Source organism: Streptomyces sp. NPDC004838, from assembly GCF_053600955.1.
Genome location: NZ_JBSGAW010000001.1, coordinates 424,186 through 449,526, shown reverse-complemented (window position 1 = coordinate 449,526; position 25,341 = coordinate 424,186). Strand labels below are relative to the sequence as shown.

16 protein-coding genes are annotated in these 25,341 nt (G+C 71.3%); 11 read left to right on the top strand and 5 right to left on the bottom strand.

Annotated elements, in window-relative coordinates:
- Positions 1-6 precede the first annotated feature (6 nt).
- Positions 7-1,185, top strand: a complete 1,179-nt coding sequence (moeZ, locus tag ACWEFL_RS01855; protein WP_451705923.1) for an adenylyltransferase/sulfurtransferase MoeZ — start codon at positions 7-9, stop codon at positions 1,183-1,185.
- 274 nt (positions 1,186-1,459) lie between these two features.
- On the opposite strand, the gene ACWEFL_RS01850 is transcribed toward moeZ, so the two are convergent.
- From ACWEFL_RS01850 to ACWEFL_RS01840, 3 genes are all read right to left on the bottom strand, one after another.
- Entirely contained in the window at positions 1,460-3,052 is a 1,593-nt protein-coding gene (locus tag ACWEFL_RS01850; protein ID WP_451706182.1) for an alpha/beta hydrolase, read from the bottom strand.
- 133 nt (positions 3,053-3,185) lie between these two features.
- Positions 3,186-4,787 (bottom strand): alpha/beta hydrolase, encoded by a 1,602-nt coding sequence (locus tag ACWEFL_RS01845; RefSeq protein ID WP_451705920.1) that lies wholly within the window; start codon positions 4,785-4,787, stop codon positions 3,186-3,188.
- 326 nt (positions 4,788-5,113) lie between these two features.
- Positions 5,114-8,248: a lysylphosphatidylglycerol synthase domain-containing protein gene (locus ACWEFL_RS01840; protein ID WP_451705918.1), complete on the bottom strand. Its 3,135-nt coding sequence runs from the start codon at positions 8,246-8,248 to the stop codon at positions 5,114-5,116.
- Positions 8,249-8,472: 224 nt separating this feature from the next.
- Between ACWEFL_RS01840 and ACWEFL_RS01835 the strand changes: the two genes are divergently transcribed.
- From ACWEFL_RS01835 to nudC, 5 genes are all read left to right on the top strand, one after another.
- Entirely contained in the window at positions 8,473-8,829 is a 357-nt protein-coding gene (locus ACWEFL_RS01835; RefSeq protein WP_451705915.1) for an MGMT family protein, read from the top strand.
- Between the two features lie 191 nt (positions 8,830-9,020).
- Positions 9,021-12,587 carry an ATP-dependent helicase gene (locus ACWEFL_RS01830; protein ID WP_451705913.1) on the top strand — a complete coding sequence of 1,189 codons (3,567 nt, stop codon included), beginning with the start codon at positions 9,021-9,023 and terminating at the stop codon, positions 12,585-12,587.
- Positions 12,588-12,864: 277 nt separating this feature from the next.
- Positions 12,865-16,626 carry a UvrD-helicase domain-containing protein gene (locus tag ACWEFL_RS01825; RefSeq protein WP_451705910.1) on the top strand — a complete coding sequence of 1,254 codons (3,762 nt, stop codon included), beginning with the start codon at positions 12,865-12,867 and terminating at the stop codon, positions 16,624-16,626.
- A 10-nt stretch (positions 16,627-16,636) separates the two neighbouring features.
- On the top strand, positions 16,637-18,034 hold the full coding sequence (locus ACWEFL_RS01820; RefSeq protein ID WP_451705907.1) for a dipeptidase: 1,398 nt from the start codon (positions 16,637-16,639) through the stop codon (positions 18,032-18,034).
- Positions 18,035-18,286: 252 nt separating this feature from the next.
- Positions 18,287-19,198, top strand: a complete 912-nt coding sequence (gene nudC / locus ACWEFL_RS01815; RefSeq protein WP_451706180.1) for an NAD(+) diphosphatase — start codon at positions 18,287-18,289, stop codon at positions 19,196-19,198.
- Between the two features lie 60 nt (positions 19,199-19,258).
- Here the strand turns inward: nudC and ACWEFL_RS01810 are convergent, their stop codons facing one another.
- A complete protein-coding gene (locus tag ACWEFL_RS01810) occupies positions 19,259-19,516 on the bottom strand; it encodes a glutaredoxin domain-containing protein (protein ID WP_451705904.1) in 258 nt (85 codons plus the stop codon).
- 291 nt (positions 19,517-19,807) lie between these two features.
- On the opposite strand from ACWEFL_RS01810, the gene ACWEFL_RS01805 reads away from it, so the two are divergent.
- From ACWEFL_RS01805 to ACWEFL_RS01785, 5 genes are all read left to right on the top strand, one after another.
- On the top strand, positions 19,808-22,039 hold the full coding sequence (locus ACWEFL_RS01805; RefSeq protein WP_451705902.1) for an ATP-dependent DNA helicase UvrD2: 2,232 nt from the start codon (positions 19,808-19,810) through the stop codon (positions 22,037-22,039).
- A gap of 165 nt (positions 22,040-22,204) precedes the next feature.
- Entirely contained in the window at positions 22,205-22,543 is a 339-nt protein-coding gene (locus ACWEFL_RS01800; RefSeq protein WP_451705899.1) for a hypothetical protein, read from the top strand.
- 190 nt (positions 22,544-22,733) lie between these two features.
- Positions 22,734-23,102: a WhiB family transcriptional regulator gene (locus tag ACWEFL_RS01795; RefSeq protein WP_451705896.1), complete on the top strand. Its 369-nt coding sequence runs from the start codon at positions 22,734-22,736 to the stop codon at positions 23,100-23,102.
- Entirely contained in the window at positions 23,099-23,422 is a 324-nt protein-coding gene (locus ACWEFL_RS01790; RefSeq protein WP_451705893.1) for a hypothetical protein, read from the top strand. The genes ACWEFL_RS01795 and ACWEFL_RS01790 overlap by 4 nt, the downstream gene beginning before the upstream one ends.
- Positions 23,423-23,568: 146 nt before the next feature.
- A complete protein-coding gene (locus ACWEFL_RS01785) occupies positions 23,569-23,769 on the top strand; it encodes a hypothetical protein (RefSeq protein WP_451705890.1) in 201 nt (66 codons plus the stop codon).
- Between the two features lie 6 nt (positions 23,770-23,775).
- On the opposite strand, the gene ACWEFL_RS01780 is transcribed toward ACWEFL_RS01785, so the two are convergent.
- Entirely contained in the window at positions 23,776-25,293 is a 1,518-nt protein-coding gene (locus tag ACWEFL_RS01780) for an ABC1 kinase family protein (RefSeq protein ID WP_451705889.1), read from the bottom strand.
- Positions 25,294-25,341 lie beyond the last annotated feature (48 nt).

Below are 25,341 nucleotides of genomic sequence, written 5' to 3'. Positions count from 1 at the left end.
GTCCCCGTGTCGCTGCCACCCCTGGTCGAGCCAGCTGCTGAGCTCACCGTCGACGAGGTCCGCAGGTACTCCCGCCACCTGATCATCCCCGATGTCGGGATGGACGGGCAGAAGCGGCTGAAGAACGCCAAGGTGCTCTGTGTGGGCGCGGGCGGCCTGGGATCTCCCGCCCTGATGTACCTCGCCGCGGCCGGTGTCGGCACGCTCGGCATCGTGGAGTTCGACGAGGTCGACGAGTCGAATCTCCAGCGCCAGATCATCCACAGCCAGTCCGACATCGGCCGGTCCAAGGCCGAGTCCGCCAAGGACTCGGTGCTCGGCATCAACCCTTATGTGAATGTGATCCTTCACGAAGAGCGGCTCGAGGCCGAGAACGTGATGGACATCTTCAGCCAGTACGACCTGATCGTCGACGGCACGGACAACTTCGCGACCCGCTATCTGGTCAACGACGCGTGCGTGCTGCTGGACAAGCCCTATGTATGGGGCTCCATCTACCGCTTCGACGGCCAGGCCGCCGTCTTCTGGGCCGAACACGGCCCCTGCTACCGCTGCCTCTACCCCGAGCCCCCGCCGCCGGGCATGGTCCCGAGCTGCGCCGAGGGCGGTGTGCTCGGCGTCCTCTGCGCCTCCGTCGGCTCGATTCAGGTCACCGAGGCGATCAAGCTCCTCGCCGGAGTGGGCGACCCGCTCGTCGGCCGGCTGATGATCTACGACGCCCTGGAGATGCAGTACCGCCAGGTCAAGGTCCGCAAGGACCCGAACTGCGCCGTCTGCGGCGAGAACCCCACCGTCACCGAGCTGATCGACTACGAAGCCTTCTGCGGCGTCGTGTCCGAAGAGGCCCAGGAGGCGGCGGCCGGATCCACGATCACTCCCAAGCAGCTCAAGGAGTGGATCGACGAGGGCGAGAACATCGAGATCATCGACGTCCGGGAGATCAACGAGTACGAGATCGTCTCCATCCCCGGCGCGAAGCTGATCCCCAAGAACGAGTTCCTGATGGGTACCGCACTGGAGAGCCTGCCGCAGGACAAGAAGATCGTCTTGCACTGCAAGACGGGTGTCCGAAGTGCGGAAGTCCTCGCGGTCCTCAAGTCGGCGGGCTTCGCCGACGCGGTGCACGTCGGCGGCGGCGTGATCGGCTGGGTCCACCAGATCGAGCCGAGCAAGCCGGTCTACTGAGCCCCGCACGGTAAGCCGATGAGCCCCGCACGGTAAGCCGACCGGGTCCGCGCCCGGCACGGTGAGCCGACCCGCCATGTGCCGAACCCGGCCGGGTGCACTCGTACAGCCGGTCGGGCAGGCCGGTCGGCTGTGCGGATGCACCCGGCCGTATGCCCCGGAGCCCCGGAGCGCTTCCCCGAGCCCCGGACCTGATCCCAGGTCCGGGGCTCGGGCGTATGGCGTCAGCCGTGGCCGGTGCCGACCCGGCACCGGCCACGCCCGACGCACGGCGCTATGAGCAGGTCTTCCCGTTCGCCGGGACCTTGCCGTTGAGCAGATACGCGTCCACCAGCTTCGTCACACAGTCCGAGCCGCCGTACGCGCCGTGCCCCTCGCCCTTGTTGGTGATCAGCACGCCGACGCCCACGCCCAGCGCATCCGCCATCTTCTTCGCGCCCTCGTACGGGGTGGCCGGATCGCCGGTGGTGCCGATGACCAGGATCGGGGCCGCGCCCTTCGCGGACACGTCCAGAGGCTGCCACTCCCCGGTCACCGGCCAGCCGGCGCACCAGCCGGCCAGATCCCAGGCCAGGAACGGGCCGAAGACCGGCGACACCTTGGTGAAGTCGGGCAGATGGCGGGACCGGACCTCGTCCGCCGTCACCACGCGGCCGGCCGAGTCGGTGCACGATATCGCGCGCTGCGAATGATCCTGGGTGCTGTAGTTGCCCTTCTCGTCACGGCCGTTGTACTGGTCGGCGAGCTGGAGCAGCTTGGCGCCATCGCCGTTCTCGGCGTCGCGCAGCGCCTCGGTCAGGGAGTCCCAGCCGGACTCGGAGTACAGCGGCTGGACTATCCCGATGATCGCGAGGGACTGGGTGAGCCGACGGCCCTCCCCGGCGGGGATCGGTTTGCGGTCCAGACCGTTCAGCAGCTTCACGACCCGGGCGGTGCCGTCCTTCGCGCTGATGTTCCGGCTCTTGAAGTAGTTCTCCAGGGCCCGCTGGAAGCCGACGGTCTGGTGGCGCGCGCCTCCGGCGAAGTCGGCGGTGGGGTCCACCACGGCGTCCAGGACCAGCCGCCCGACCTTGGCGGGGAACAAGTGGGCGTAGACGGCGCCCAGTTCCGTGCCGTAGGAGAAGCCCAGGTAGGAGAGCTTTTCGTCCCCCAGTACCTGGCGGATCAGATCCATGTCGCGGGCCGCGTCCTCCGTGCCCACATGCGGCAGGATCTTGCCCGCCCTCTTGCCGCAGCCCGCGCCGAAGGCGGCGGAGGAGTCGAGGTACGCCTTCTCCTCGGCGGGGGTGTCCGGGGAACTGTCCAGCGCGTGGGCGGCCTCCGTCTGCTCGTCGTCCCGGCAGACCACGCCGGAACTCTCCGCCACTCCGCGCGGGTCGAAGCCCACCAGGTCATAGCGGCTGTTCAGCGTCTTGAAGCCCTCAGCGGCGCGCGGGAGGATGGCGACACCGGAGCCGCCGGGCCCGCCGAAGTTGAAGAGCAGTGAGCCGATGCGCCGGTCGGCGGTCTTCGCCTTGGCCCGGATCAGGGCGATGCCCATGGTCTCGCCCGTCGGCTCGGCGTAGTTCACCGGAGCTTCCACCGTGGCGCACTGCCACTGCCTGCCGGGCTTCTCGGCGTACATTCCGTCGGCCTTCACCGGCGCCTTGCAGCTCTTCCAGTCGAGCTTCTGCCCGGTGAGCGACGCCGGCAGAGCGGTGACCTTCGGCTCCGGCGACGTAACGGCGGGGGAGGAGGGCGCGGCGCTCTTCCCGCTCCCCGAGCCCTTGCCTTCCTCCTTGTCCGGTTCGGTGCTACAGCCCGCGACCGTCCCGGCCAGCAACAACGTTGCCGCGGCCAGCGCCCCCGCCCGTACGCGCAGTTTCATCCTGTCCCCCACCCGTGTCCCTCACCCGTGCCCCCACGGCTTCGATCTTTCCCGACATCCTAGGCGGCGCCACTGACAACACCGCTGGCAGAGGCCCGTTGAGCCACGGCAGAGCCCCTTCAGCTTCCTTGGGCTACAGACAGACCGTCCCGGCGGCCGGAACCTTGCCGTTCAGCAGATAGGAGTCGACGGCCTGCTTCACGCAGGTGCTGCCGCCGTTGTACGCCCCATGACCCTGGCCCTTGTAGGTCAGTTCGACCCCGACGCCGGGCCCGAGCGCCTGTGCCATCGCCTTCGCGCCCGCGTAAGGCGTCGCCGGATCGCCGGTGTTGCCGATGACGACGATGGGCGGCGCGCCCGGCGCGGAGACGTCGGGGGTGGACCAGGTGCCGGGCACCGGCCACTTGGTGCACCCCAGCAGGCCCCAGCCGAGGTAGTCCCCGAAGACCGGCGACACCTTCCGGAACTCCGGCAGCGCCGCCCTCGTCTGCTCCAGCGAGTAGCGGTCCTTGGAGTCGACGCAGCTGATGGCGGAGAAGGCCGCGGACATATTGCTGTACTGGCCGTTCTCGCTGCGGCCGTTCATCGCGTCGGAGAGCGCGAGCAGAAGCGATCCGTCACCGCCGTCCGCTTCGTCGAGGCCCTCCTCCAGCAACTGCCAGAACTCCTTGGAGTACAGCGTCTGCGCGATGCCGTTGGTGGCCTCGGTCTGGGTCAGCACCCGGTCGCCGCCGGTGGGGATCGGCTTCTTGTCGAGCCGGCGGAGCAGGCTCAGGATCCCGTCCTCGATCTCCGCCGCCGTGGTTCCCGTGAGCTGGCACTCGTCGCCCCGGTCCACACAGTCCTGGGCGAAGTTGTCGAGGGCCAGCTGGAAGCCCGCCGCCTGGCCGAGGGACCCCTGTTCGGTGTTCTTCGTCGGGTCGACGACCGCGTCGAAGACCGCGCGGCCGACGTTCTTCGGATACAGGTGCGCGTAGACCCCGCCCAGTTCCGTGCCGTACGAGATGCCGAAGTAGTGCAGCTTCGCGTCGCCGAGCACCTGGCGCATCAGATCCATGTCCCGGGCGGCGTTGACGGTGCCGACATGGGGGAGTTCGGTGCCGGAGTTCTTCTGGCAGGCGTCGGCGTACGACTGGAGGCTCTTGAGGAGCGCCTTCTCCTCGGCGGCGTCGTCCGGCGTCGCGTCCTGGGCGTAGAACTTGTCGAGCCGGGCGTTGTCCTCGCACTGCACGCCCACGCTGCGGCCGACGCCTCGCGGGTCGAAGCTCACCAGGTCGTAGCGCTGGCGCAGGGCCGTGTAGTCGGAGGCTGCGGCCGGAAGCGTGGCGATGCCGGAGCCGCCGGGACCGCCGAAATTGAAGACGAGGGAGCCGATCCGGTTCGCCTGGTCGATGGCCTTGGCCCGGATCAGAGCCAGCTCGATGGTGTCGCCGCCGGGTTTGGAGTAGTCGAGGGGCACGTCCATGAAGGAGCACTCCCAGGCCGTGCCGCCGGGCAGCGGCGACGGCGCGGGCCCGCCGCCCTCGGCCTCCGACGGCGGCGGACACGGCTTCCAGACCAGCTTCTGCGAGGCCAGCTCCTTCGGCGGGCTTCCGGGCGATGACGCGCTCGTCGTGCCGTGGCCCGGATCCTTCCCCTTGCTCTTCTCACCTCCGTCGGAGCAGCCCGCGGCCAGCAGCACGGAGAGGGAGGCGACGAGAGCGGCGGCGCGGGCGGCGGTGGAAGAGATCGGCATGCCGCCATCGTGCGCGGCGGGGGCGGGCCCCGCCCCTGCGGCGGGCCAAGCGGGTGGTTTCCGGCCTGCGACGCCCTGCGACACCCACCCTGCCCGCGTCCCTCCCCGGGCGTCCCTCCCCGGGCGTCGCTTTCCGGCGGGCCCGTCCGCGCCCGTCCCTCCGAGCCGCCGATCCCGGCCGCGGTCCCGATCCCGGCTGCGGTCCCCGGTCGATCCCGATCCCGATTCCGATCTCGATCTCGATCCCGGTTCCGGTTCCGGTTCCGGTTCCGGCGACGGTCCCGGTCCCGGCGGTGGTCGGCGTGCCGGATCCGACCGTGCCCGCCCTACAGGGCGCCCTTCCGCGTCAGCTGGTTGAAAGCGATCCACCCCGGCAGCACCGGCAGCCACAGCGTCAGCATCCGGTACAGCAGCACCGCCGCGGTCGCCACGTCCTTCGGTACCCCGGCCGCGATCAGACCCAGGATCAGGGCTCCCTCGACCGCGCCCACACCACCGGGCGTCGGCGCCGCCGATCCCAGCGCGTTGCCCGCGAGGAAGACCACCGCGAGGCTCGCGTAGCTCAGCGGTTGACTGCCGTCGTTGAAAGCCCGGACCGACGCGTCCAGACACATCACGAAGGCGAAGGTCAGCAGCAGCTGACCGCCGATGCCGGTCACCAGCTTCACCGGCCGCTGGAGCACGTCCAGCATGCGCGGCACCACACCGGCGAACAGCGACCGCAGCCGCGTCGACACGAACTTCCGCAGGAACGGGATCGCGGTCACCACCAGCACCAGCACCGCGACCGTCAGCAGACCCGCGATCACCGTACGGGACGGGCTCAGCGACGGCGTCTTCTCGGTACCGGTGAGATAGCCGAAGGTCAGCAGCAGCAGGATGTGCGCCCCGAGCCCGAAGAGCTGTGCCGCGCCCACGCTCGCCACCGCGAGCCCCGGGCGTACGCCCGAACGCTGGAGGAACCTGGTGTTCAGCGCGACACCGCCGACCGCCGCCGGGGCGACGATCTTCACAAAGGACCCGGCGACCTGCGCCAGGACGGTCCGCGGGAACGGCACCCGCTCGGGCACGAAGCCCAGCAGGCTCATCGCCGCGGCCACATAGCTGAACGCGGAGAACGCCACCGCCGCCGCGACCCAGGCCCAGTGCGCGCTGCCGAAGTCCGCGCCGAGATTGTTGCCCGCGATCTGCGAGAGCAGGAAGTACGCGGCGACCGCGCCCGCGAGCAGACTGACGAGCGTACGGGGTCTGATGCGCTCCAGCCGGACCGGTTCCACCGGCGCCTGCGGCCGGATGAGCAGCACCTGATGGCGGATCTGGGTGAGCAGATCCTCCTCGCGCGCCTCGTCGAGCGCCTCGTCAACCGCCTTCTTGTCGGCCTGCTTCTCCGCCCGCTCCGTCTTGCGCGCGGCCTTGCGGCCGTTCGAGCCGCCCGCCGCCGCGATACGGGCTCGCCGGGCGGCGGCGGAAGCCTCGAGCACCGCGTCACGCTCCCGCTGGGCCCGCTCACGGGCGAGCCTGCGCAGGGTCGCGCGGGTCGACCGGCTCAGCGCGATCGGCTGGAGGAGCGGCAGACAGTCGGCGACCGCGTCGGGCCCGAGCACGTCGAGGGCCGCGGCGACGGCGCGCTCGGCTCCCACCCGCAGACCGATGGTGGTGAGCAACTGGGCGACGTCCATGCGCAGGACCACATCGCCGGCCGCGATCTCACCACCCCGGAGATCGGTGAGGATCACCGTGCCGAAACGATCCACCAGAATTGCGTCGCCCGTCAGCCTGCGGTGCGCGATCCGGCGTGACTGCAGTGCTTTGACCTGCCGGAAGGCCCCGCGCACCACGCTGTCGGTGATGTCATCGTCCTCCATGGCGTCGAGCGAACGCCCGCCCAGGTGCTCGTACACCAGCATCACGGCGTCGGGACCCAGCTCGGAGGTGGCGATCAGCTTGGGGGCGTTGGCTCCGGCGGCGATCGCCGCGTACGCGAGCAGCGCTTCCTGTTCGAGCGCCTGGCGCAGCGACTGGAGGGAGCGGCGGGTGGTGATCGAGCGCAGTGTCAGCCGGCGCCACGCCCGGTAGAAGAAGCCCTGCGCCTGCTGCTCGCGGTCGACGACGGTGACATCGAGCGGCGGCCCGTGCTCCAGGGTGACCAGATAGCGGCGGCCACGGTCGGTCTGCTCGGCCGTCGCTCCGCCGTCGGGGCGGGACGGGAACGCGCCGGGCACATCCTCGGCCCGCATCGCGGTGACCGGGCGGAAGCCGACATGACGCAGCCCCGCCAGCAGGGTCTGGCCGGTGGGCCGGACGTTGGGCGAGCCGACCGCGTACAGCGTTCCGTACGCGACGGTCCAGCCGAGCAGCACGGTGAGGATGATCGAGAACGGTGTCGTGTATCCGGCGACCAGCATCGCGAAGGCGTCGAGCAGCAGTACGACCCACAGGACCACCCGCCATCTGGGTCTGCGGGACATTCCCACGGCGGTCATGTAGGCGATGACGGGTGCGAGATAGCCGTGGACGGGATCGGTCAGCCCGCCGTTGGTCTGCGGCTGGGTGAGCGCGTCCTGGAGGCTGCCGGGGGCGGCCCTGGCGACCCACAGATCGGTGGCGAGGGTGACGCCGTGCGCGAGCACGGCGGCGAGGACGCCGTCGGCGATGCGCAGACCGTCCCGTTTGATCAGCCGTTCGATCGCGAAGGCGACCGGGACGAGGAGCACGGCGATGGAGGAGATCAGCCCGGCCAGCTTCACCAGCAGGTCGGGCGCCTGGCCCGTGCCCTTGCTGATGTCGTGTTCGAGGCCGGTCGTGGTGCCCTGGGCGAAGGCGGCGATGGCGAGCACGACGGCGATGGCGAGGACGCCGATGAGGAAGCGCATCAGATCGGAGGGGCGGTGCACGCGGGCGGCGAGCAGCGGCTCGTCGCCCGAGACCCGGTCGACGCCGCCGACGTCGGGGCCGGGGTTCTCGCACTCGGCCGCGTCCTCGTCGGCTGCGTCCTCGTCGATCGCGTCCTCATCGGCCGCGTCCTTCGGGGGCCGCTGCCGCTCTCCGGCCCCTTCGCCGGCTCCGTCGGCCCGGTCGCCGGGGGGCGTCGGGCGCCTTCCGGCGGGCTTGTCGTTCACCGGTGTCCGGTCCTCGTCGGAGCCGTCCGGACCGGCAGCACCGGGAGTGCCGCCGGTGCCGGCGGCACCGCCGGTGCCGGCAGCGCTGATCGCGGGTTCGGCTCCGTCGCCGGGAGGCGTCGGCGGGTGCTCTCCGGCACCGTCCTCGCGCCCCCGCGCCTCCTCCGCCCGCTTCTTCGGACTCGGCTGCTCCTCGCCGGCTCCGTCTCCGGCTCGCTTGTCCTCGATCGGTTCTCTGTCCTCGCTGGTGGGGGGCTCGCCTCCGGTGGCCCCGGCGGGCGCGCCGGATTCGGCCGGGTCCGGCTCGGTCCCAGGGGCGTCAGCCGTCGTACCAGGCCGCACACCCTGCTCCTTCGCCGTCTCGGTCTCTTCTTGATCTCGTATCACCGGTCACCGTCCGCACGATGGTGGCACGATCGGACGACAGAAGAGGGCATCAGGGTGTATCGCGGGGACGTGAGCTGCGCGATATTTACCTTTTCGCTCCTTCGATGCCGCTCGGGATCCTGTGCCGTTGTCCACAGGAGCCGAGGGCGTTGTCGGTGGTGTACGGCAGGATGGGCCGGATGGAAGAGCTGCCGGATTACGCCGAGCGGGTGCTTGAGGTCGCCGAGCTGATCCCGCCCGGCCGGGTGATGACGTACGGCGATGTCGCCGAGTGGCTGGGCGAAGGCGGGCCGCGCCAGGTCGGACGTGTCATGGCGCTGTACGGCGGGGCCGTGCCCTGGTGGCGTGTCGTGCGCGCGGACGGCGGCCTCCTGCCCGGCCATGAGCTGAGAGCCCTGGCCCGGTACCGGACGGAGGGCACCCCTCTGCGGGAGGCGTCGCGCAGCGCCGCGGGCCATGTGCCGCGTCTCGATATGAGGCGCGCGCGGTGGGACGGCGACGGCGGTGGTGGTGCGGTCGACGACGCTCACATATGACAGTTTCCTGCAATCGGCGGCGGCGCGGGCGGTCCGGGGACCGTACGGATGAGCCGGACCCGATACGGCGGGACAGCGCGCGGAGTGCGACTGGCCCACCATGTCCCCGCCGGGTGCCGGGGTAGCGTCGTCGGCACGCGGCACGGACCGCTCCATCAACACCAGCACACCCACCAGGACCGGCGATCCACGTGAGCTCCTCCTCCACCACCGGGCGTACGCCGTACCCGCGACAGGCACGGCAGGGGGACCCCCCGCGCCCGCACGGGCACAGGGGGAGGACTCCGGGCGCGTACCGGCTGGTGCGTACCCCGCCGGACGATGTGGATCCCCCACTTCTGGACGCGGCGCAGCGCGCGGTGGTTGACCACGACCATGGTCCGCTGCTCGTACTCGCGGGTCCGGGCACCGGAAAGACCACGACACTCGTCGAGGCGGTGGCCGCACGGGTGGCGCGGGGAGCCGACCCCGAGCGGATCCTGGTGCTCACCTTCAGCCGGAAGGCGGCCGTGGAGCTGCGGGACCGGATGGCCCTGCGGCTCGGCGGCGCACGTGGTCCGCAGGCGACGACCTTCCACTCGTTCTGTTACGCCCTGGTCCGCGCGCATCAGGACGCCGATCTCTTCTCCGAGCCGCTGCGTCTGCTCTCGGGCCCGGAGCAGGACGTCGCGGTACGGGAACTGCTCACCGGCCAGATAGACCTGGAGGCCGAGGGCCTCGCCCGCAACCACTGGCCGGACGAGCTGCGGGCCTGTCTGACCACCCGCGGTTTCGCCGACGAGGTGCGGGCGGTGCTCGCCCGCAGCCGTGAGCTGGGCCTCGACCCCGCCTCCCTGGGCCGGTTCGCGGCCCGCACCGGGCGGCGGGACTGGGGGGCGGCGGCCTCCTTCCTCGCCGAGTATCTGGACGTTCTCGACATGCAGGGCGTCCTCGACTACGCGGAACTGGTGCACCGCGCCGTGCTGCTGGCGGAGCGGGCCGTGTCGCCGTACGGCTCGCCGCCGGATCAGCCGTCGCAGGGCCGGTCGGCGGGCCGGCAGGCGTCGGGCAGGTCGTCGTCGGACCGGTCGCCGTCGGACCGGTCGCCGTACGGTCTGCGGTACGACTTCCCGTACGACGCCGTCTTCGTGGACGAGTACCAGGACACGGACCCCTCCCAGATACGGCTTCTGCAGGCAGTCGCGGGCAGAGGCCGGACGCTGGTCGCCTTCGGTGACCCCGACCAGTCGATCTACGCCTTCCGGGGCGCGGATGTGAACGGCATCCTCGACTTCCCGTCCGACTTCCGGCACGCGGACGGCCGCCCGTCGCAGGTGACGGTCCTCACCACGTCCCGCCGCAGCGGGGAACACCTCCTGGAGGCGACCCGCCTCCTGACCCGTCGTATGCCCCTCACCCGTCTCCCGGCCGCCAAAGTCCGCGCTCATCGCGGACTGGAGGCGATCCGTGAGGGCGGCACGGTCGAGACGTACACCTTCCCCACCGCCTCCGCCGAACTCGACAACATCGCCGACATCCTCCGCCGCGCCCATCTGGAGGACGGCGTTCCCTGGAACGACATGGCGGTACTCGTCCGCGCCGGCGCCCGCACCATCCCCTCCATCCGCCGAGCCCTGACCTCCGCGGGGGTCCCGCTGGAGGTGGACGGCGCGGATGTACCACTGCGCCATGAACCGGCGGTGGCTCCCCTGCTGACGGCGCTGCGGGCGGTGGCGACGGCGGCGGTCTCGGCGCGCGGGCCCGCCGCCGCACCGTCCGGCTCGGCGCGAACGGGCAGGGATCCGGGTACGGATTTCGTTGCGGATCCGGGTGCGGAAGCAGCCTCGGACCCGGTCGAGCCCGACGCGCCCGACGCGCCCGCCGTGACGGACGTGACGGACGCGTGCTGGCTCGACACCGAGACCGCCCTCACCCTCCTCGCCTCGCCCCTCGGCGGGATGGACGCCGCAGACCTCCGGCGGCTCGGCCGGGCGCTCCGCGACGAGGAGCGGGCCGCGGGCAACCGCGTTCCGCCGCCGTCGGACCAGCTCCTCGCGCGCGCGGTCGCCGAGCCCGAACGGCTCGTCGCGCACGATCCCTCGTACGCGCGGGGCGCACAGCGGCTCGGCGGGCTGCTCCGCAAGGCACGGGAGCTGCTGGAGGGCGGCGGCACCGCCGAACAGGCCCTCTGGGAACTGTGGGACGGCACCTTCTGGCCCCAGCGACTGGAGGGCGCGGTCCTGCGCGGCGGCGCGGCCGGGCGGAACGCGGACCGGGACCTCGACGCCGTATGCGCGCTGTTCGACACCGCCGCCCGCGCCGAGGAGCGCACCGGCGGCCGGGGCGCCCTCAACTTCATCGAGGAGATCGAGGCCCAGGACATCGCCGCCGACACCCTCTCCGGACGGGAGACCAGGCCCGATGCCGTACGGCTGATGACCGCCCACCGTTCCAAGGGCCTGGAATGGCGGCTCGTGGTCGTCGCAGGAGTACAGGAAGGGCTCTGGCCCGACCTCCGACGGCGTGGTTCGCTCCTGGAGGCCGACCGGATCGGCCGGGACGGACTGGCCGAGCCGCTGACGCCCGGCGCGCTCCTCGCCGAGGAGCGCCGCCTCTTCTATGTCGCGGCCACCCGCGCCCGTGACCGCCTGGTCGTCACCGCCGTCAAGGCGCCCGCCGACGACGGCGACCAGCCCTCCCGCTTCCTCGCCGAACTGGGGGGCGAGCCGAAGGACGTCACCGGCCGGCCCCGCCGCCCTCTCGCCGTCTCCGCGCTCGTCGCGGAACTGCGCGCCACGACCGTCGATCCCCAGTCGTCGCCCGCCCTGCGCGACGCCGCCGCCCGGCGGCTCGCCCGGCTGGCCGCGCTCAGCGACGACGAGGGTCTGCCACTGGTACCGGCCGCGCACCCCCACCGCTGGTGGGGGCTGTACGAGCCGACCCGCAGCCGTGCCCCGCTGCGCGACCGGAACCAGCCCGTGGCGCTCTCCGGCAGCGCCCTGGACCAGCTCGCCAACACCTGTGCGCTTCAGTGGTTCCTGGGCCGGGAGGTGAAGGCCGCCGCCCCCGCCACCGCCGCCCAGGGCTTCGGCAACGTCATCCATGTGCTCGCCGACGAGGTCGCGTCCGGGCGGACCTCCGCCGACCTGGCCGTTCTCATGGAGCGTCTGGACTCGGTGTGGAACGCGCTCGTCTTCGACGCCCCCTGGAAATCGGAGCAGGAGAAGCGCCACGCGCGCGTGGCGCTCGAACGCTTCCTGCGCTGGCATGTGATGGACCGCGGCGGACGCACCGCCGCCGCCACGGAGCAGGAGTTCGACGTCACCCTGGAGGCGGGGGAGTACGAGGTCCGCATCCGGGGCTCCATGGACCGCGTCGAGCGTGACGGCGAAGGACGCGCGTACGTCGTCGACTTCAAGACCGGCAAACAGGCCCCCACCGGCGACGAGGTCGCCCGCCATCCCCAGCTCGCCGTCTACCAGCTGGCCGTGCGCGAGGGTGCGCTCGACGAGGCGTTCGAAGGCCGTCGGCCGGAGTCCGGCGGTGCGGAACTCGTCCAGCTCCGGCAGGCCGCCGCCAAGAAGGAGGGCGGCGAGGAACTGCCCAAGGTCCAGGCGCAGGAACCCCTCTCAGGGGAGTGGGCGGGCGAACTCCTGGCCACGGCCGCGGGCCGTGTCCTCGATGAGCGCTTCACCCCGTCCGCCGGGCAGCACTGCACGCACTGCGCGTTCCGCGCCTCGTGCAGCGCACAGCCCGAGGGCCGCCACGTAGTGGAGTGAGCCCGGGTGGAGTGAGCCCGGACGCTTCCGGAGGGGCGGAGCGGCGGCGGACCGGGCGCGTACGGCATCGGACCGGGTCGTTCCGGGTGGAGGCGGCTTCCGTCGGAGAACGCCGGCGAAGGCAGTCCGACCGCGAAGACGGCCCCGTGGGAGGCCGGTCGGCGAGAGGCCGAACGGCGAGAGGCCGAACGGCGAGACGTCCGCGAGGGCGAGAGCCACGACCGCCGGAGCCCGCCTGCCGAAATCGATGTCAGTGGCGCCCCTTAGCCTCTTCGGTGTGACCCCTCGCATCACCGACCCCGAGCAGCTCAAGGAGCTCCTCGGCATCCCCTTCACTCCGGAGCAGACGGCCTGCATCACCGCCCCGCCCGCCCCGCAGGTCATCGTGGCCGGAGCCGGGTCGGGGAAGACGACGGTGATGGCCGCGCGGGTGGTGTGGCTCGTCGGGACCGGGCAGGTCGCTCCCGAGCAGGTCCTCGGTCTCACGTTCACCAACAAGGCGGCGGGCGAGCTGGCCGAGCGCGTCCGCACCGCCCTCGTCCGGGCGGGGGTGACCGATCCCGATGCCATCGACCCGGACGATCCTCCGGGCGAGCCCCGGATCTCCACGTACCACGCGTTCGCCGGACAGCTCCTCGCCGACCACGGCCTGCGGATAGGGCTGGAGCCCACCGCCCGCCTGCTCGCCGACGCCACCCGCTTCCAGCTCGCCGCCCGCGTGCTGCGGGAGGCGCCGGGGCCGTACCCCTCGCTGACCCGCTCCTTCCCCACCCTCGTCAGCGATCTGCTCGCGCTCGACGCCGAGTTGTCGGAACATCTCGTACGGCCCGCACGGCTCGGCGCGCACGGCGTCGAGCTGCTGCGGGTCCTGGACGGGGCCCCGCTCTCCAACGCCGAGCTGCGCAGGATCCCGGAGGCGGTGGAAGCCCGCCGTGAGCTGCTCGATCTGACCGTCCGCTACCGGGCGGCCAAGCGCGCCCGCGAACTGCTGGACTTCGGCGACCAGATCGCCCTCTCCGCGGAGCTGGCGCTCACCCGTCCCGAGGTCGGGACAATTCTCAGGGACGAGTTCCGCGTCGTCCTCCTCGACGAGTACCAGGACACCTCGGTCGCCCAGCGACTGCTGCTCTCCGCGCTCTTCGGCCAGGGCGCCGGCCATGCCGTGACGGCCGTCGGCGACCCCTGCCAGGCCATCTACGGCTGGCGCGGAGCCTCCGTCGCCAACCTCGACGACTTCCCCGAGCACTTCCCGTACGCGGACGGCCGGCCCGCCTCCCGCTTCTCCCTCAGTGAGAACCGCCGCAGCGGCGGCCGGCTGCTCCAGCTCGCCAATGGGCTCGCCGCCCCCCTGCGTGCGATGCACGAAGGCGTCGAGGCGCTGCGGCCCGCGCCCGGAGCCGAGCGCGACGGATCGGTCCGCATCGCCCTCCTGGCATCGCACACGGAGGAGATCGAGTGGATGGCCGACTCGATCGCCCATCTCGTGCGGACGGGGAAGGAGCCCGGCGAGATCGCCGTCCTGTGCCGTACGGCGGGCGACTTTCCCGAGATCCAGGGGGCCCTGGTGGCGCGGGACGTACCGGTCGAGGTCGTCGGCCTCTCCGGGCTGCTCCATCTGCCCGAGGTCGCCGACCTGGTCGCGGTCTGCGAGGTCCTTCAGGATCCAGGGGCCAACGCCTCTCTCGTACGGCTCCTCACCGGCCCGCGCTGGCGGATCGGCCACCGGGACCTCGCCCTGCTCGGCCGCCGCGCCAGACTGCTCGTCCACCGGGCGTCGCCCGGCTCCGACGACCCGGACGAGCGGCTGGCCGCGGCCGTCGAGGGCACGGACCCGTTCGAGGTCATCTCCCTCGCCGACGCGCTCGACACCTTCCTCGAACCGTCCGGCTCCGGCTCCGGCTCGGGTACCGGCCCCGGTGCCGAAGGCGAGCTGCCGTTCTCGTCCGACGCGCGGATCCGCTTCGCCCGGCTCGCCGCCGAGCTGCGGGAGCTGCGCCGCTCGCTGGCCGACCCGCTGATGGACGTACTGCACCGCGTCCTCGCGACCACGGGCCTCGAAGTCGAACTGTCCGCGTCACCCCACGCCCTGGCCGCCCGTCGCCGCGAGACCCTCGCCAATTTCCTCGACGTCGCGGCCGGTTTCGCCGCGCTGGACGGCGAGGCCACGCTGCTGGCCTTCCTCGCCTTCCTCCGGACGGCCGCGCAGTACGAGAAGGGCCTGGACAACGCCCTGCCCGGCGGCGAGAACACGGTCAAGGTCCTGACCGCCCACAAGGCCAAGGGCCTGGAGTGGGATGTCGTCGCCGTCCCCGGCCTGATCACCGGGCACTTCCCGAACGACCGGGCGCGCGAGGCGTGGACCTCCCATCCCCAGGTTCTGCCGCACGCCCTGCGCGGTGACGCGGCGACGCTCCCGGACATCGGCTCCTTCGACGCGAAAGGGCTGAAGTCCTTCAAGGGCGCGATGAAGGATCATCAGCACACCGAGGAACTGCGCCTCGGATACGTCACCTTCACCCGGCCGCGTTCGCTGCTGCTGGGGTCGGGGCACTGGTGGGGGCCGACCCAGAAGCGGAAGCGCGGCCCCTCGGAGTTTCTGAAGGCGCTGTACGACCACTGTGCGGCGGGTTTCGGCGAGATCGAGGTCTGGGCGGACGAGCCGGAGCGGGACGCGGAGAACCCGGCCCTGCTGAACTCCGCCCCGGACCGCGCCTGGCCGCTGCCTCTCGACCCGGTCTCCCTGGCCCGCCGTCGGGCAGCGGCGGAGACGGTCCTCGCGTACCTCGAGTCGCCGCCCGAGCCGCCCGAGCCGCCCGAGCCGCCCGAGCCGCCGACGGACGCGGAACCGGACGCCTTCCCCGATGAGCCGATCGCGGAGGAGGCCCTTACGGACGTCCCCGAATGGGATGCCTTCCCCGATGAGCCGTATGACCTGTTCCAGTCGGATGACCTGTTTCAGTCGGACGGGCACGAGTACGGGCACGAGTACGAGCCGGGTGACTCCGAATCTCCTGAACCGACTGGTCCCGCGGAGTCGCCCGCCCCAGCCGACCCGACAGAGTCGCCCGAGCAGACGGAGTCACCCGACCCGGCCCAGCCGACCGGGCCACCGGGTCCGACTGGTCCGGACACGCCTCTGAGGCTGCCTCATCAGACCGGCCCGCCCCGCTCCGGAACGCCCGTGGAAGGGCCTGCCGGAACCACTCCGCCGGGTGACCTCACCCCCGAGGAACTCCGCACCATCGCCTCCTGGGACCGCGACCTCGACGCCCTGGCCGGTGAGCTGCGCCGCAGCCGCGCGACCGTCCGCGATGTCGTCGTGCCCGCCTCCCTCACGGCCTCCCAGCTGATGCGCCTCGCCGCCGACCCGGACGGCTTCGCACAGGAACTGGCCCGGCCGATGCCCCACCCGCCGCAGCCCTCGGCGCGCAGAGGCACCCGGTTCCACGCCTGGGTGGAGTCCCGGTTCGAGGAACTGCCGCTGCCTCTGCTCGGCCCCGACGAACTTCCGGGCGGCGATACCGTCACCGACGTGGCGGAGATCGAGGACGAGCGCGACCTCGCCGCGCTGAAGGAGGCGTTCGAGCGGACTCCGTACGCCCGCCGCACGCCGTACCAAGTGGAGTCACCGTTCCAGATCACCCTCGCGGGCCGCGTGATCCGGGGCCGTATCGACGCGGTCTACCGCACCTCCGCCGCCACCCCCGCCTCGGATTCCGCATCCGGCAACGAGTCCGAGTCCGGTAGCGACTCCGATCCCGGCACGGACCCCCGCGCCCCCGAGACGTACGAGATCGTCGACTGGAAGACCAGCCGCGCCATCTCCGCCGACCCACTCCAGCTCGCCGTCTACCGGCTCGCGTGGGCCGAGCAGCGGGGCGTGCCCCTGGAAGCCGTGGACGCCGCGTTCGTCTTCGTCCGCAGTGGAGAGGTCGTCCGCCCCTCGTTCCTCCCCGGCCGGGAGGCCCTGGAGCGCATCCTGCTGGGGCAGCCGGCGTCCGGTGAGACAGCAGCGGAGGGCACGGCCGAGGCCCGTTAGTCTCGTATGCATGAGCGACACCCCGGACAGCGTCGTCCGTACGTACATCGAGCAGCACCGCGCCGCTTTCCTCGGCGACCTCGTGGAATGGCTGCGTATCCCTTCCGTGTCGGCCCAGCCCGATCACGCGGCGGATGTACGGCGCAGTGCCGACTGGCTCTCGGCCAAACTGGCCGAGACGGGCTTCCCGGTCTCCGAGGTCTGGCCGACGGCCGGCGCTCCCGCGGTGTTCGCCGAATGGCCGTCCGGCGACCCGGAAGCGCCGACCGTTCTCGTCTACGGCCACCACGACGTGCAGCCGGCCGCTGCCGAGGACGGCTGGCACACCGACCCGTTCGAGCCGGTTCTCGCCGACGGGAGGCTCTACGCCCGCGGCGCCGCGGACGACAAGGGACAGGTGTTCTTCCACACCCTCGGCGTACGGGCCCACCTCGCCGCCACCGGCCGTACCGCCCCCGCGGTCCATCTGAAGCTGCTCATCGAGGGCGAGGAGGAGTCGGGCTCCCCGCACTTCCGCGAACTCGTCGAGGCACGGGCGGACCGGCTCGCGGCCGATGTCGTCATCGTCTCGGACACCGGCATGTGGTCCGAGACCACCCCCACGGTATGTACCGGCATGCGCGGACTCGCGGACTGCGAGATCCAGCTGTACGGCCCCGACCAGGACATCCACTCCGGCTCCTTCGGCGGAGCCGTCCCCAACCCGGCCACGGTGGCAGCCCGCCTCGTCGCCGCGCTGCACGACGCCGACGAACGCGTCACGATTCCCGGTTTCTACGACGGGGTCACCCCGCTCAGCGACGCCGAGCGCGACCTCTTCGCCGAACTGCCCTTCGACGAAGCGGCCTGGCTGAAGGCAGCCCGGTCGCACGGCACCTTCGGCGAGGCCGGATACTCCACCCTGGAGAGGGTCTGGGCCCGCCCGACGGCCGAGCTGAACGGCATCGGCGGCGGCTACCAGGGCGCGGGCGGTAAGACGATCATTCCGGCATCCGCCCTGCTGAAGATCACGTTCCGGCTGGTCGCGGGCCAGGACCCGGACGCGATCGAGGTCGCGGTCAGCCGCTGGGTCGCGGAACACGTCCCCGAGGGCATCCGTTACGACGTCACCTTCGGAGCCTCGACCCGCCCCTGCCTCACCCCGCTGGACCATCCCGCGCTCCAGTCCGTCGTACGGGCCATGGGCCGCGCTTTCGACGGACAGAAGATCCGCTTCACTCGCGAGGGCGGCTCTGGGCCGGCGGCCGACCTCCAGGACGTACTGGGCGCGCCCGTACTCTTCCTCGGCATCTCCGTACCGTCCGACGGCTGGCACGCACCCAACGAGAAGGTCGAAGTGGACCTGCTGCTCAAGGGCGTGGAGACGGCCGCCCATCTGTGGGGCGACCTCGCCGCCGCCCTCCGCTGATCCGGCCGGTCCGCTGATCCGTCCGTCCGCCGAATCTCGACCCGATCCATCCGGGGGAGTTGCAAGTACGTGAGCACTCATCACCATGACGGCGCAGACCGGCCCAGCGGCCTTACCGCGTCATCCGCCCGCCCGACATCCGCTTCCCCTCCCGCCCCTGTTTCCTCTGGTTCCCTGGGGTCCTCCGGCTCCCCTCCGCTCCCGTCGGCCTCTTCCGGTGGCCCGGTCTCTTCCGGTGGCCCGGCCGGACCGATCGGCCTGACGTCGCCGAGCGGCATCGACCGGGAGGCGCACCACCGTCTCGACGAGGCGTGGCTCGCGGCGGCGTGGAGCCATCCGACGACACGGGTCTTCGTCGTCTCCGGGGGCCAGGCGCTCATCGACGACACACCCGACGGCCGCACCGAACTGGTCATGACCCCGGCCTTTGAAGCACCCCCCACCCAGACCCACCGCTACTTCCTGGGCACGGACGAGGACGGCATACGCTACTTCGCCCTCCAGAAGGACGCCCTGCCCGGCCGGATCGACCAGTCCGCCCGCCCGGCGGGGCTGCGTGAGGCGGGGCTGCTGCTCTCCCCGCGTGACGCCGGTCTGCTGGTGCACGCCGTCGCCCTGGAGAACTGGCAGCGGCTCCACCGTTTCTGCTCCCGCTGCGGCGAACGCACGGTCATCGCCGCGGCGGGCCATGTCCGCCGCTGCCAGGCGTGCGGGGCGGAGCACTACCCGCGTACCGACCCGGCCGTGATCATGCTCGTCACCGACGAGGACGACCGGGCGCTGCTGGGACGCCAGCTGCACTGGCCGGAGGGCCGCTTCTCGACGCTCGCCGGCTTCGTCGAGCCGGGTGAGTCCATCGAGCAGTCGGTGCGGCGAGAGGTCTGGGAGGAGGCGGGTGTCACGGTCGGCGAGGTGGAGTACATCGCCAGTCAGCCCTGGCCCTTCCCGTCGAGCCTGATGCTCGGGTTCATGGCACGGGCCACCTCATCCGAGATCGCCGTCGACGGCGAGGAACTCCACGAGGCACGCTGGTTCTCGCGCGAGGAGCTGCGGGACGCGTTCGAGTCGGGGGAGGTGCTGCCCCCGTTCGGCATCTCGATCGCGGCCCGGCTGATCGAGCTGTGGTACGGCAAGCCGCTCCCGAGGCCGGGCGGCCGCCGCTGAGCCGGGACGCGCCACGGCCCGTCCCGTCGGGGCGGGCCGTGCGGAGCGGGGCCGACGGGATCAGGCGCCGAGAGCCTGCTTGACCTGGGCGAGGCTCGGGTTCGTCATCACGACCTCCGGACCGCCGCCGAAAGGCACGATCTGCAGGGTCGGCACGGTCTGGTTGCCCCCATTCGCCTTCTCGACGAAAGCCGCGGAATGCGGGTCCTGCTCGATGTTGACCTCGGTGTACGCGATGCCTTCTCGGTCCATCTGGCCCTTCAGCCGACGGCAGTATCCGCACCAGGTGGTGCTGTACATCGTCACAGTGCCCGACATCTTCTCTCGGCTCCTCTGTTGTCTCCCTCAGGGGCGTCGTCGCACCCCTGACGAGGCGCGACGCGCAAGGGCTAGAACGTACGTGAAGAGGCCACCATTCCCGCGTCCGGTGGCTGGTGCTCGGTGTCCGGTGTCCGGCGGTCCGCGTTCCGCATCCTGCGTTCCGTTTCCTGCGTTCGGCGTTCGGCTCCGCCGTGCGGCACCCGTGTCCCGTGTCCCGCGTCCGGCATCGACCTGGCCTGTCCCGCGTCGGCCGGGCCCGGCGGGAGTCCCGCATTGGTACGACTATCCATGCTCCCCTGTGGACAACCGCCGCACCCGTCTCTCCGGACCTGGCAGCATGGCGGTGTGACAGCAGCAACGCACTCCTCACTCTTCCCGCAGGTCCCCGAGTCGGCGGACGCGGTGCTCGACGGGCTGGACCCCGAGCAGCGCGAAGTGGCGACCGCCCTGCACGGTCCCGTGTGCGTGCTGGCGGGCGCCGGCACGGGCAAGACGCGCGCGATCACCCACCGCATCGCGTACGGGGTCCGGGCGGGGATACTCCAGCCCGCCAGTGTGCTGGCCGTCACCTTCACCAACCGCGCCGCCGGAGAGATGCGGGGGCGGCTGCGGCAACTCGGCGCGGGCAGCGTCCAGGCGCGGACGTTCCACTCCGCCGCCCTGCGCCAGCTCCAGTACTTCTGGCCGAGGGCGGTCGGCGGTGAGCTGCCCCGGCTGCTGGAGCGGAAGATCCAGCTGGTCGCCGAGTCCGCCGCGCGCTGCCGGATCCGGCTCGACCGCAATGAGCTGCGCGATGTGACCAGCGAGATCGAGTGGGCGAAAGTGACCCAGACCGTGCCCGCCGACTATCCGGCGGCGGTCGCCAAGTCCGTGCGCGACGCCCCTCGTGACCCGGCCGAGATCAGCCAGATCTATGGGATGTACGAGCAGCTCAAGCGCGATCGCGCGGTGATTGACTTCGAGGACGTGCTGCTCCTGACGGTCGGCATCCTCCAGGACCGTCATGACATCGCCGACCAGATCCGCCGTCAGTACCAGCACTTCGTGGTCGACGAGTACCAGGACGTCAGCCCGCTCCAGCAGCGTCTGCTGGAGCTGTGGCTCGGCGACCGGGACAGCCTCTGTGTCGTCGGCGACGCCAGCCAGACGATCTACTCGTTCACCGGCGCCACCCCCGACCATCTGCTGAACTTCCGCGTCCACCACCCCTCGGCCACAGTCGTCAAACTGGTCCGCGACTACCGCTCGACGCCGCAGGTCGTGCATCTGGCCAACGGACTGCTGAACCAGGCCGGCGGCCGGGCCGCCGAGCACCGCCTCGAACTGATCTCCCAGCGGGACCCCGGCCCCGAGCCCGCCTATGTGGAGTACGCGGACGAACCGGCCGAGGCCGAGGGCACCGCCCGCCGTATCCGCGATCTGATCGCCGCGGGCGTCCCGGCCGGCGAGATCGCCGTGCTGTACCGCGTCAACGCCCAGTCGGAGGTCTACGAACAGGCGCTCGCCGACGTCCAGGTCCCGTACCAGCTCCGCGGGGCCGAGCGTTTCTTCGAGCGCCAGGAAGTGCGCGAGGCGGGCGTCGCCCTGCGCGGAGCGGCTCGCGCCGGGGGCAACGACTCCCTCCTCGACGATGTCGAGGACCTTCCCTCCCAGGTCCGCGCCGTCCTCTCCACCAAGGGCTGGACCACCGAGCCGCCCGCCGGCTCCGGAGCGGTGCGCGACCGCTGGGAGTCCCTGGCCGCGCTGGTCCGCCTCGCGGAGGACTTCGCACGGGCGCGGCCCGAGGCGACCCTCGCCGATCTGGTGACAGAACTGGACGAGCGGGCCGCCGCCCAGCACGCCCCCACGGTTCAGGGCGTCACCCTCGCCTCCCTCCACGCCGCGAAGGGCCTGGAGTGGGACGCGGTCTTCCTGGTCGGCCTCACCGAGGGCATGATGCCCATCACCTACGCCAAGACGGATGAACAGGTCGAGGAGGAACGCCGACTGCTCTACGTCGGCGTCACCCGCGCCCGGCTCCACCTCTCCCTGTCATGGGCGCTGTCCCGTGCGCCCGGCGGCCGGGCATCGCGCCGCCCCACCCGCTTCCTGAACGGACTGCGCCCCGGCTCGGCCGCTCCCGGCGTCCGCACCCCCGGTGGGGCGGGCGGAGTCGAGCGCGGCGGCCAAGGCCGCCGTAAGCGGCGCGGGCCCGCACTGTGCCGGGTCTGCGGCACCACGCTCACGGACGCGGGCGAGATGAAACTGATGCGCTGTGAGGACTGCCCATCCGATATGGACGAGGCGCTGTACGAGCGTCTCCGCGAGTGGCGCTCCGATCAGGCGAAGCAACTCGGCCAGCCCGCGTACTGCGTCTTCACCGACAAGACCCTGATGGCGATCGCCGAGGCCGTGCCCGACGACGAGGGAGAGCTCTCCAAGATCTCCGGGGTCGGCGGTCGCAAACTTGAGCGGTTCGGAGCCGATGTCCTCGCCATCTGCGCAGGCCAGGAGCCTGAGTCAGCCCAAGAGGAGGACTGATGCAAACTCGTCCCGAAAATAGTTTGCGCGCGCCCCGACAATCCCCATAGGTTCTTAACCACGGGAACAGGCGCTTCTCTGAAGCCCGGTCTCCGTGTTGTACTTATCCGAATACGTGCGATCGGCCCCGGCCGGTCCTTGAGACGCCGAGAGGAGGCGAGTCCAGTGATCAGCATCAACAACACCAGCTTCATCAGCACCGTGGAACTGACCGATCGCTCGGTCGCCGTCTCCGCCTGCTCGCTCGGCCTCTCCGCTTCGCTCAACGGCACCGGTGTGTCCGGAGTCGTCGGCGCCCCCGTGATCGCTCTGGCGGGACTCCCTGTCCCGACGGCGATGGAACGGCGCGATGAGCGACCGATCAAGGCACTGGCGGCAGGAGTGGCAGCGGCAGAGGCCGAGGTCTATGCCTTTGCGGCAGCCAGTGCCGGTTCCCCGAAGCAGACGCACCACCACACCAAGTGGGCCTTCCGTGGGCTCGAACCCTGGAGTGATCCAGCCTGACGAGATCAGGTCGGCGCCTTCAGGGCCGCGGAATCCCACTCGGGATCCGCGGCCCTTCTGTTTTCCCCGAACAGGGAAACCGGAGCGAAGGGGCCTCGGGACAGCAGCACTCGGTACCAGCCCCCCGGCCCAGCCGGGGGACCGCCAACCGGCAAACAGCCGGACCGACCAGACGAGGAAAGACACCACCGTGCAACTCGAAGCGCACGCCCCGTCCGCACCGCCTTCCCAGACCGTCTCACCGCCTGTCACCACGGAGGACTCCACCTTGACCCCGCTCACCGCGCTGACCGCGCTCGACGACGCCATCGAGAACCTCGGGGTGCCCGTTCCCTGCCGTTCCTACGACCCGGAGGTCTTCTTCGCCGAGTCGCCGGCCGACGTCGAGTACGCCAAGTCCCTCTGCCGCACCTGCCCGCTGATGGCGGCCTGCCTCGCGGGCGCCAAGGAGCGCCGGGAGCCGTGGGGCGTCTGGGGCGGAGAGCTCTTCATCCAGGGCGTCGTCGTCGCCCGGAAGCGGCCGCGTGGCCGCCCGCGCAAGAACCCGGTCTCGGCATGAACGCCATCGGGACCATCGACCGCCCCCACACGCACGATCCCCAGAAGCAGGACCCCATGCCGACCACCACAAGCGAGCCCTCGGGCTCCGCGACCCCAGACGTGACGATCACCGGCGCGAACGCCTCGCGCCAGAACAGGACCCGTGAGATGCAACTCATCCCAGAAGCCATGGCCCGTGCGCATATGCACGATCGCCTGCGCGATGCCGAGAGGGAACGCCGGGCCCTACGCCTGGTCACCGCCCGGCGCATGCAGCGCCGCGCCGAGCGCGCCTCGATGCGCGCCCGCCGCGCGCTGGCCATGGCGGTCATGAACTGACACCTGCGGTGTGAGCCGCAGACGACGCCATCGGCCGGCAGCACCGGCTGACAGCGACCCTCTCACCGCGGGGGCCGGTCCGAACGGACCGGCCCCCGCGGTGCGTTGTTCCGGCACCGGGCATCCCGCGGGGTTATCGTCACGACGTGGACCAGCAGCAGACTCCCCGCCCCGACGGGCAGGTCGCCGAGAGCATCGTGTGTTCCCGCTGCGGCAGGACGGCCGAGGGCACACCGCTCACCTGGACCTGCTCCGTGGAGAACGGCAACCGCCGCTACTTCTGCGACGACTGCGCCCGCGCCAACATCAGGGCCATCGAAGGCCGGCTCGACTCGCCCTGGTGGTGAACAGGCTCATGCCGGGGCCTCCACCGCCGTGCCCCCATCGACGACTTCGCCGCCGACCCCGTACTCCTCGCGGCCTTCGGACCCCTCGCGTTCATCGGACTTTCCGAACCTCCCTGACTTCGCGGACTTTCCGGACTTCACAGACTTCTCGTGCTCATCGGGCTTCTCCGACTCCTCGGGCTCTTCAGGTTCCTCGTACTCCGTGAGGAACCCCGGCAGCCACGCCTCCAACTCGTCCCGCAGCCGCACCGTGGCGTTCAGCTGACACAGCACCCCGATGGTGCTCAGCGTCACCCGGTGGATCAGCAGATACGAGGGCGGCAGATTGAGCTGCTTGCCCAGCTGATGCGCGGGGGAGCGGATATCGGCGATCCGGGCCGCCTGAGCACGCATCCAGCTCCGGGTGAAGGTGAACTCCTCCACCTCCGCGGGTTCGATGATCGGCTGCAGATACTCCAGCACCGCGTCCGGGTCCAGCTCTATCTCCTCCTTGACGAACCCTTCCTCGCGGAGCAGCCCATAGACCTGATCGGCCTCCCCCTCCAACGTCATCCGCAGACACTCGCCGATGGTCTCCGGCAATCCGCCCGGCAGCCTGTCCACCGTGCCGAAGTCCAGCACACCGAGCCGCCAGCTCTCGCCGCCCTCCTCCGGCAGCAGCCGGAAGTTCCCCGGGTGCGGATCCGCGTGCAGCAGGCCCGTACGAGCCGGTCCGGAGAACAGAAAACGGGCCAGCAGCTGACCGGCCCGGTCCCGCTGGGCCCTGGTGCCACCGGAGATCACCTCGGCCAGCGGGATTCCGTCGATCCACTCGGTCACCAGCACCTGATCCGACTGGTGCACCACATCCGGCACCACCACGTCCGGATCGTCCGCGAACTCCGCCGCGTGCTCCCTCTGGGCCCGAGCCTCCAGCCCGTAGTCCAGTTCCTCCGACACCCGGTCGCGAAGCTCGGCGATCAGCGGTTTGATGTCCATCCCCGGGATCAGCGGCCCCAACAGCACGGCGAACCTGCTGAGCTGCGTCAGATCGGACAGCAGCGCTTCCCCGGCTCCCGGATACTGCACCTTCACCGCGACCTCACGGCCGTCGTGCCACACCGCCCGGTGCACCTGGCCGATCGACGCCGCCGCGGCGGGCTTGTCCTCGAACTCCCGGAACAGCTCCCGCCATTCCTCGCCCAGCCGCTCCGCCAGCACCGCGTGGACCGTCCGCGTCGGCATCGGGGGAGCGGCGTCCTGGAGCTTGGTCAGGGCCGCGCGGTAGGGGCCGGCGACGTCCTCGGGAAGCGCGGACTCGAAGACGGACATGGCCTGCCCGAACTTCATCGCACCGCCCTTCAGCTCGCCGAGCACCTTGAAAAGCTGCTCCGCCGTGCGCTGTTGCAGCTCCCGTGCGACGATTTCGGCGGACTTGCCACCTATCCGCTTTCCCAGCCCCCACGTGGCACGGCCGGCGAATCCCAATGGCAGTGCGGCCAACTTGGCGGTTCGGGTGACCGCCTTCCGGGGAAGATCAGACATGCGCCCCTCCATTTCCCAGACAGCTGTGCCGCGTATGCCGGACGGCGG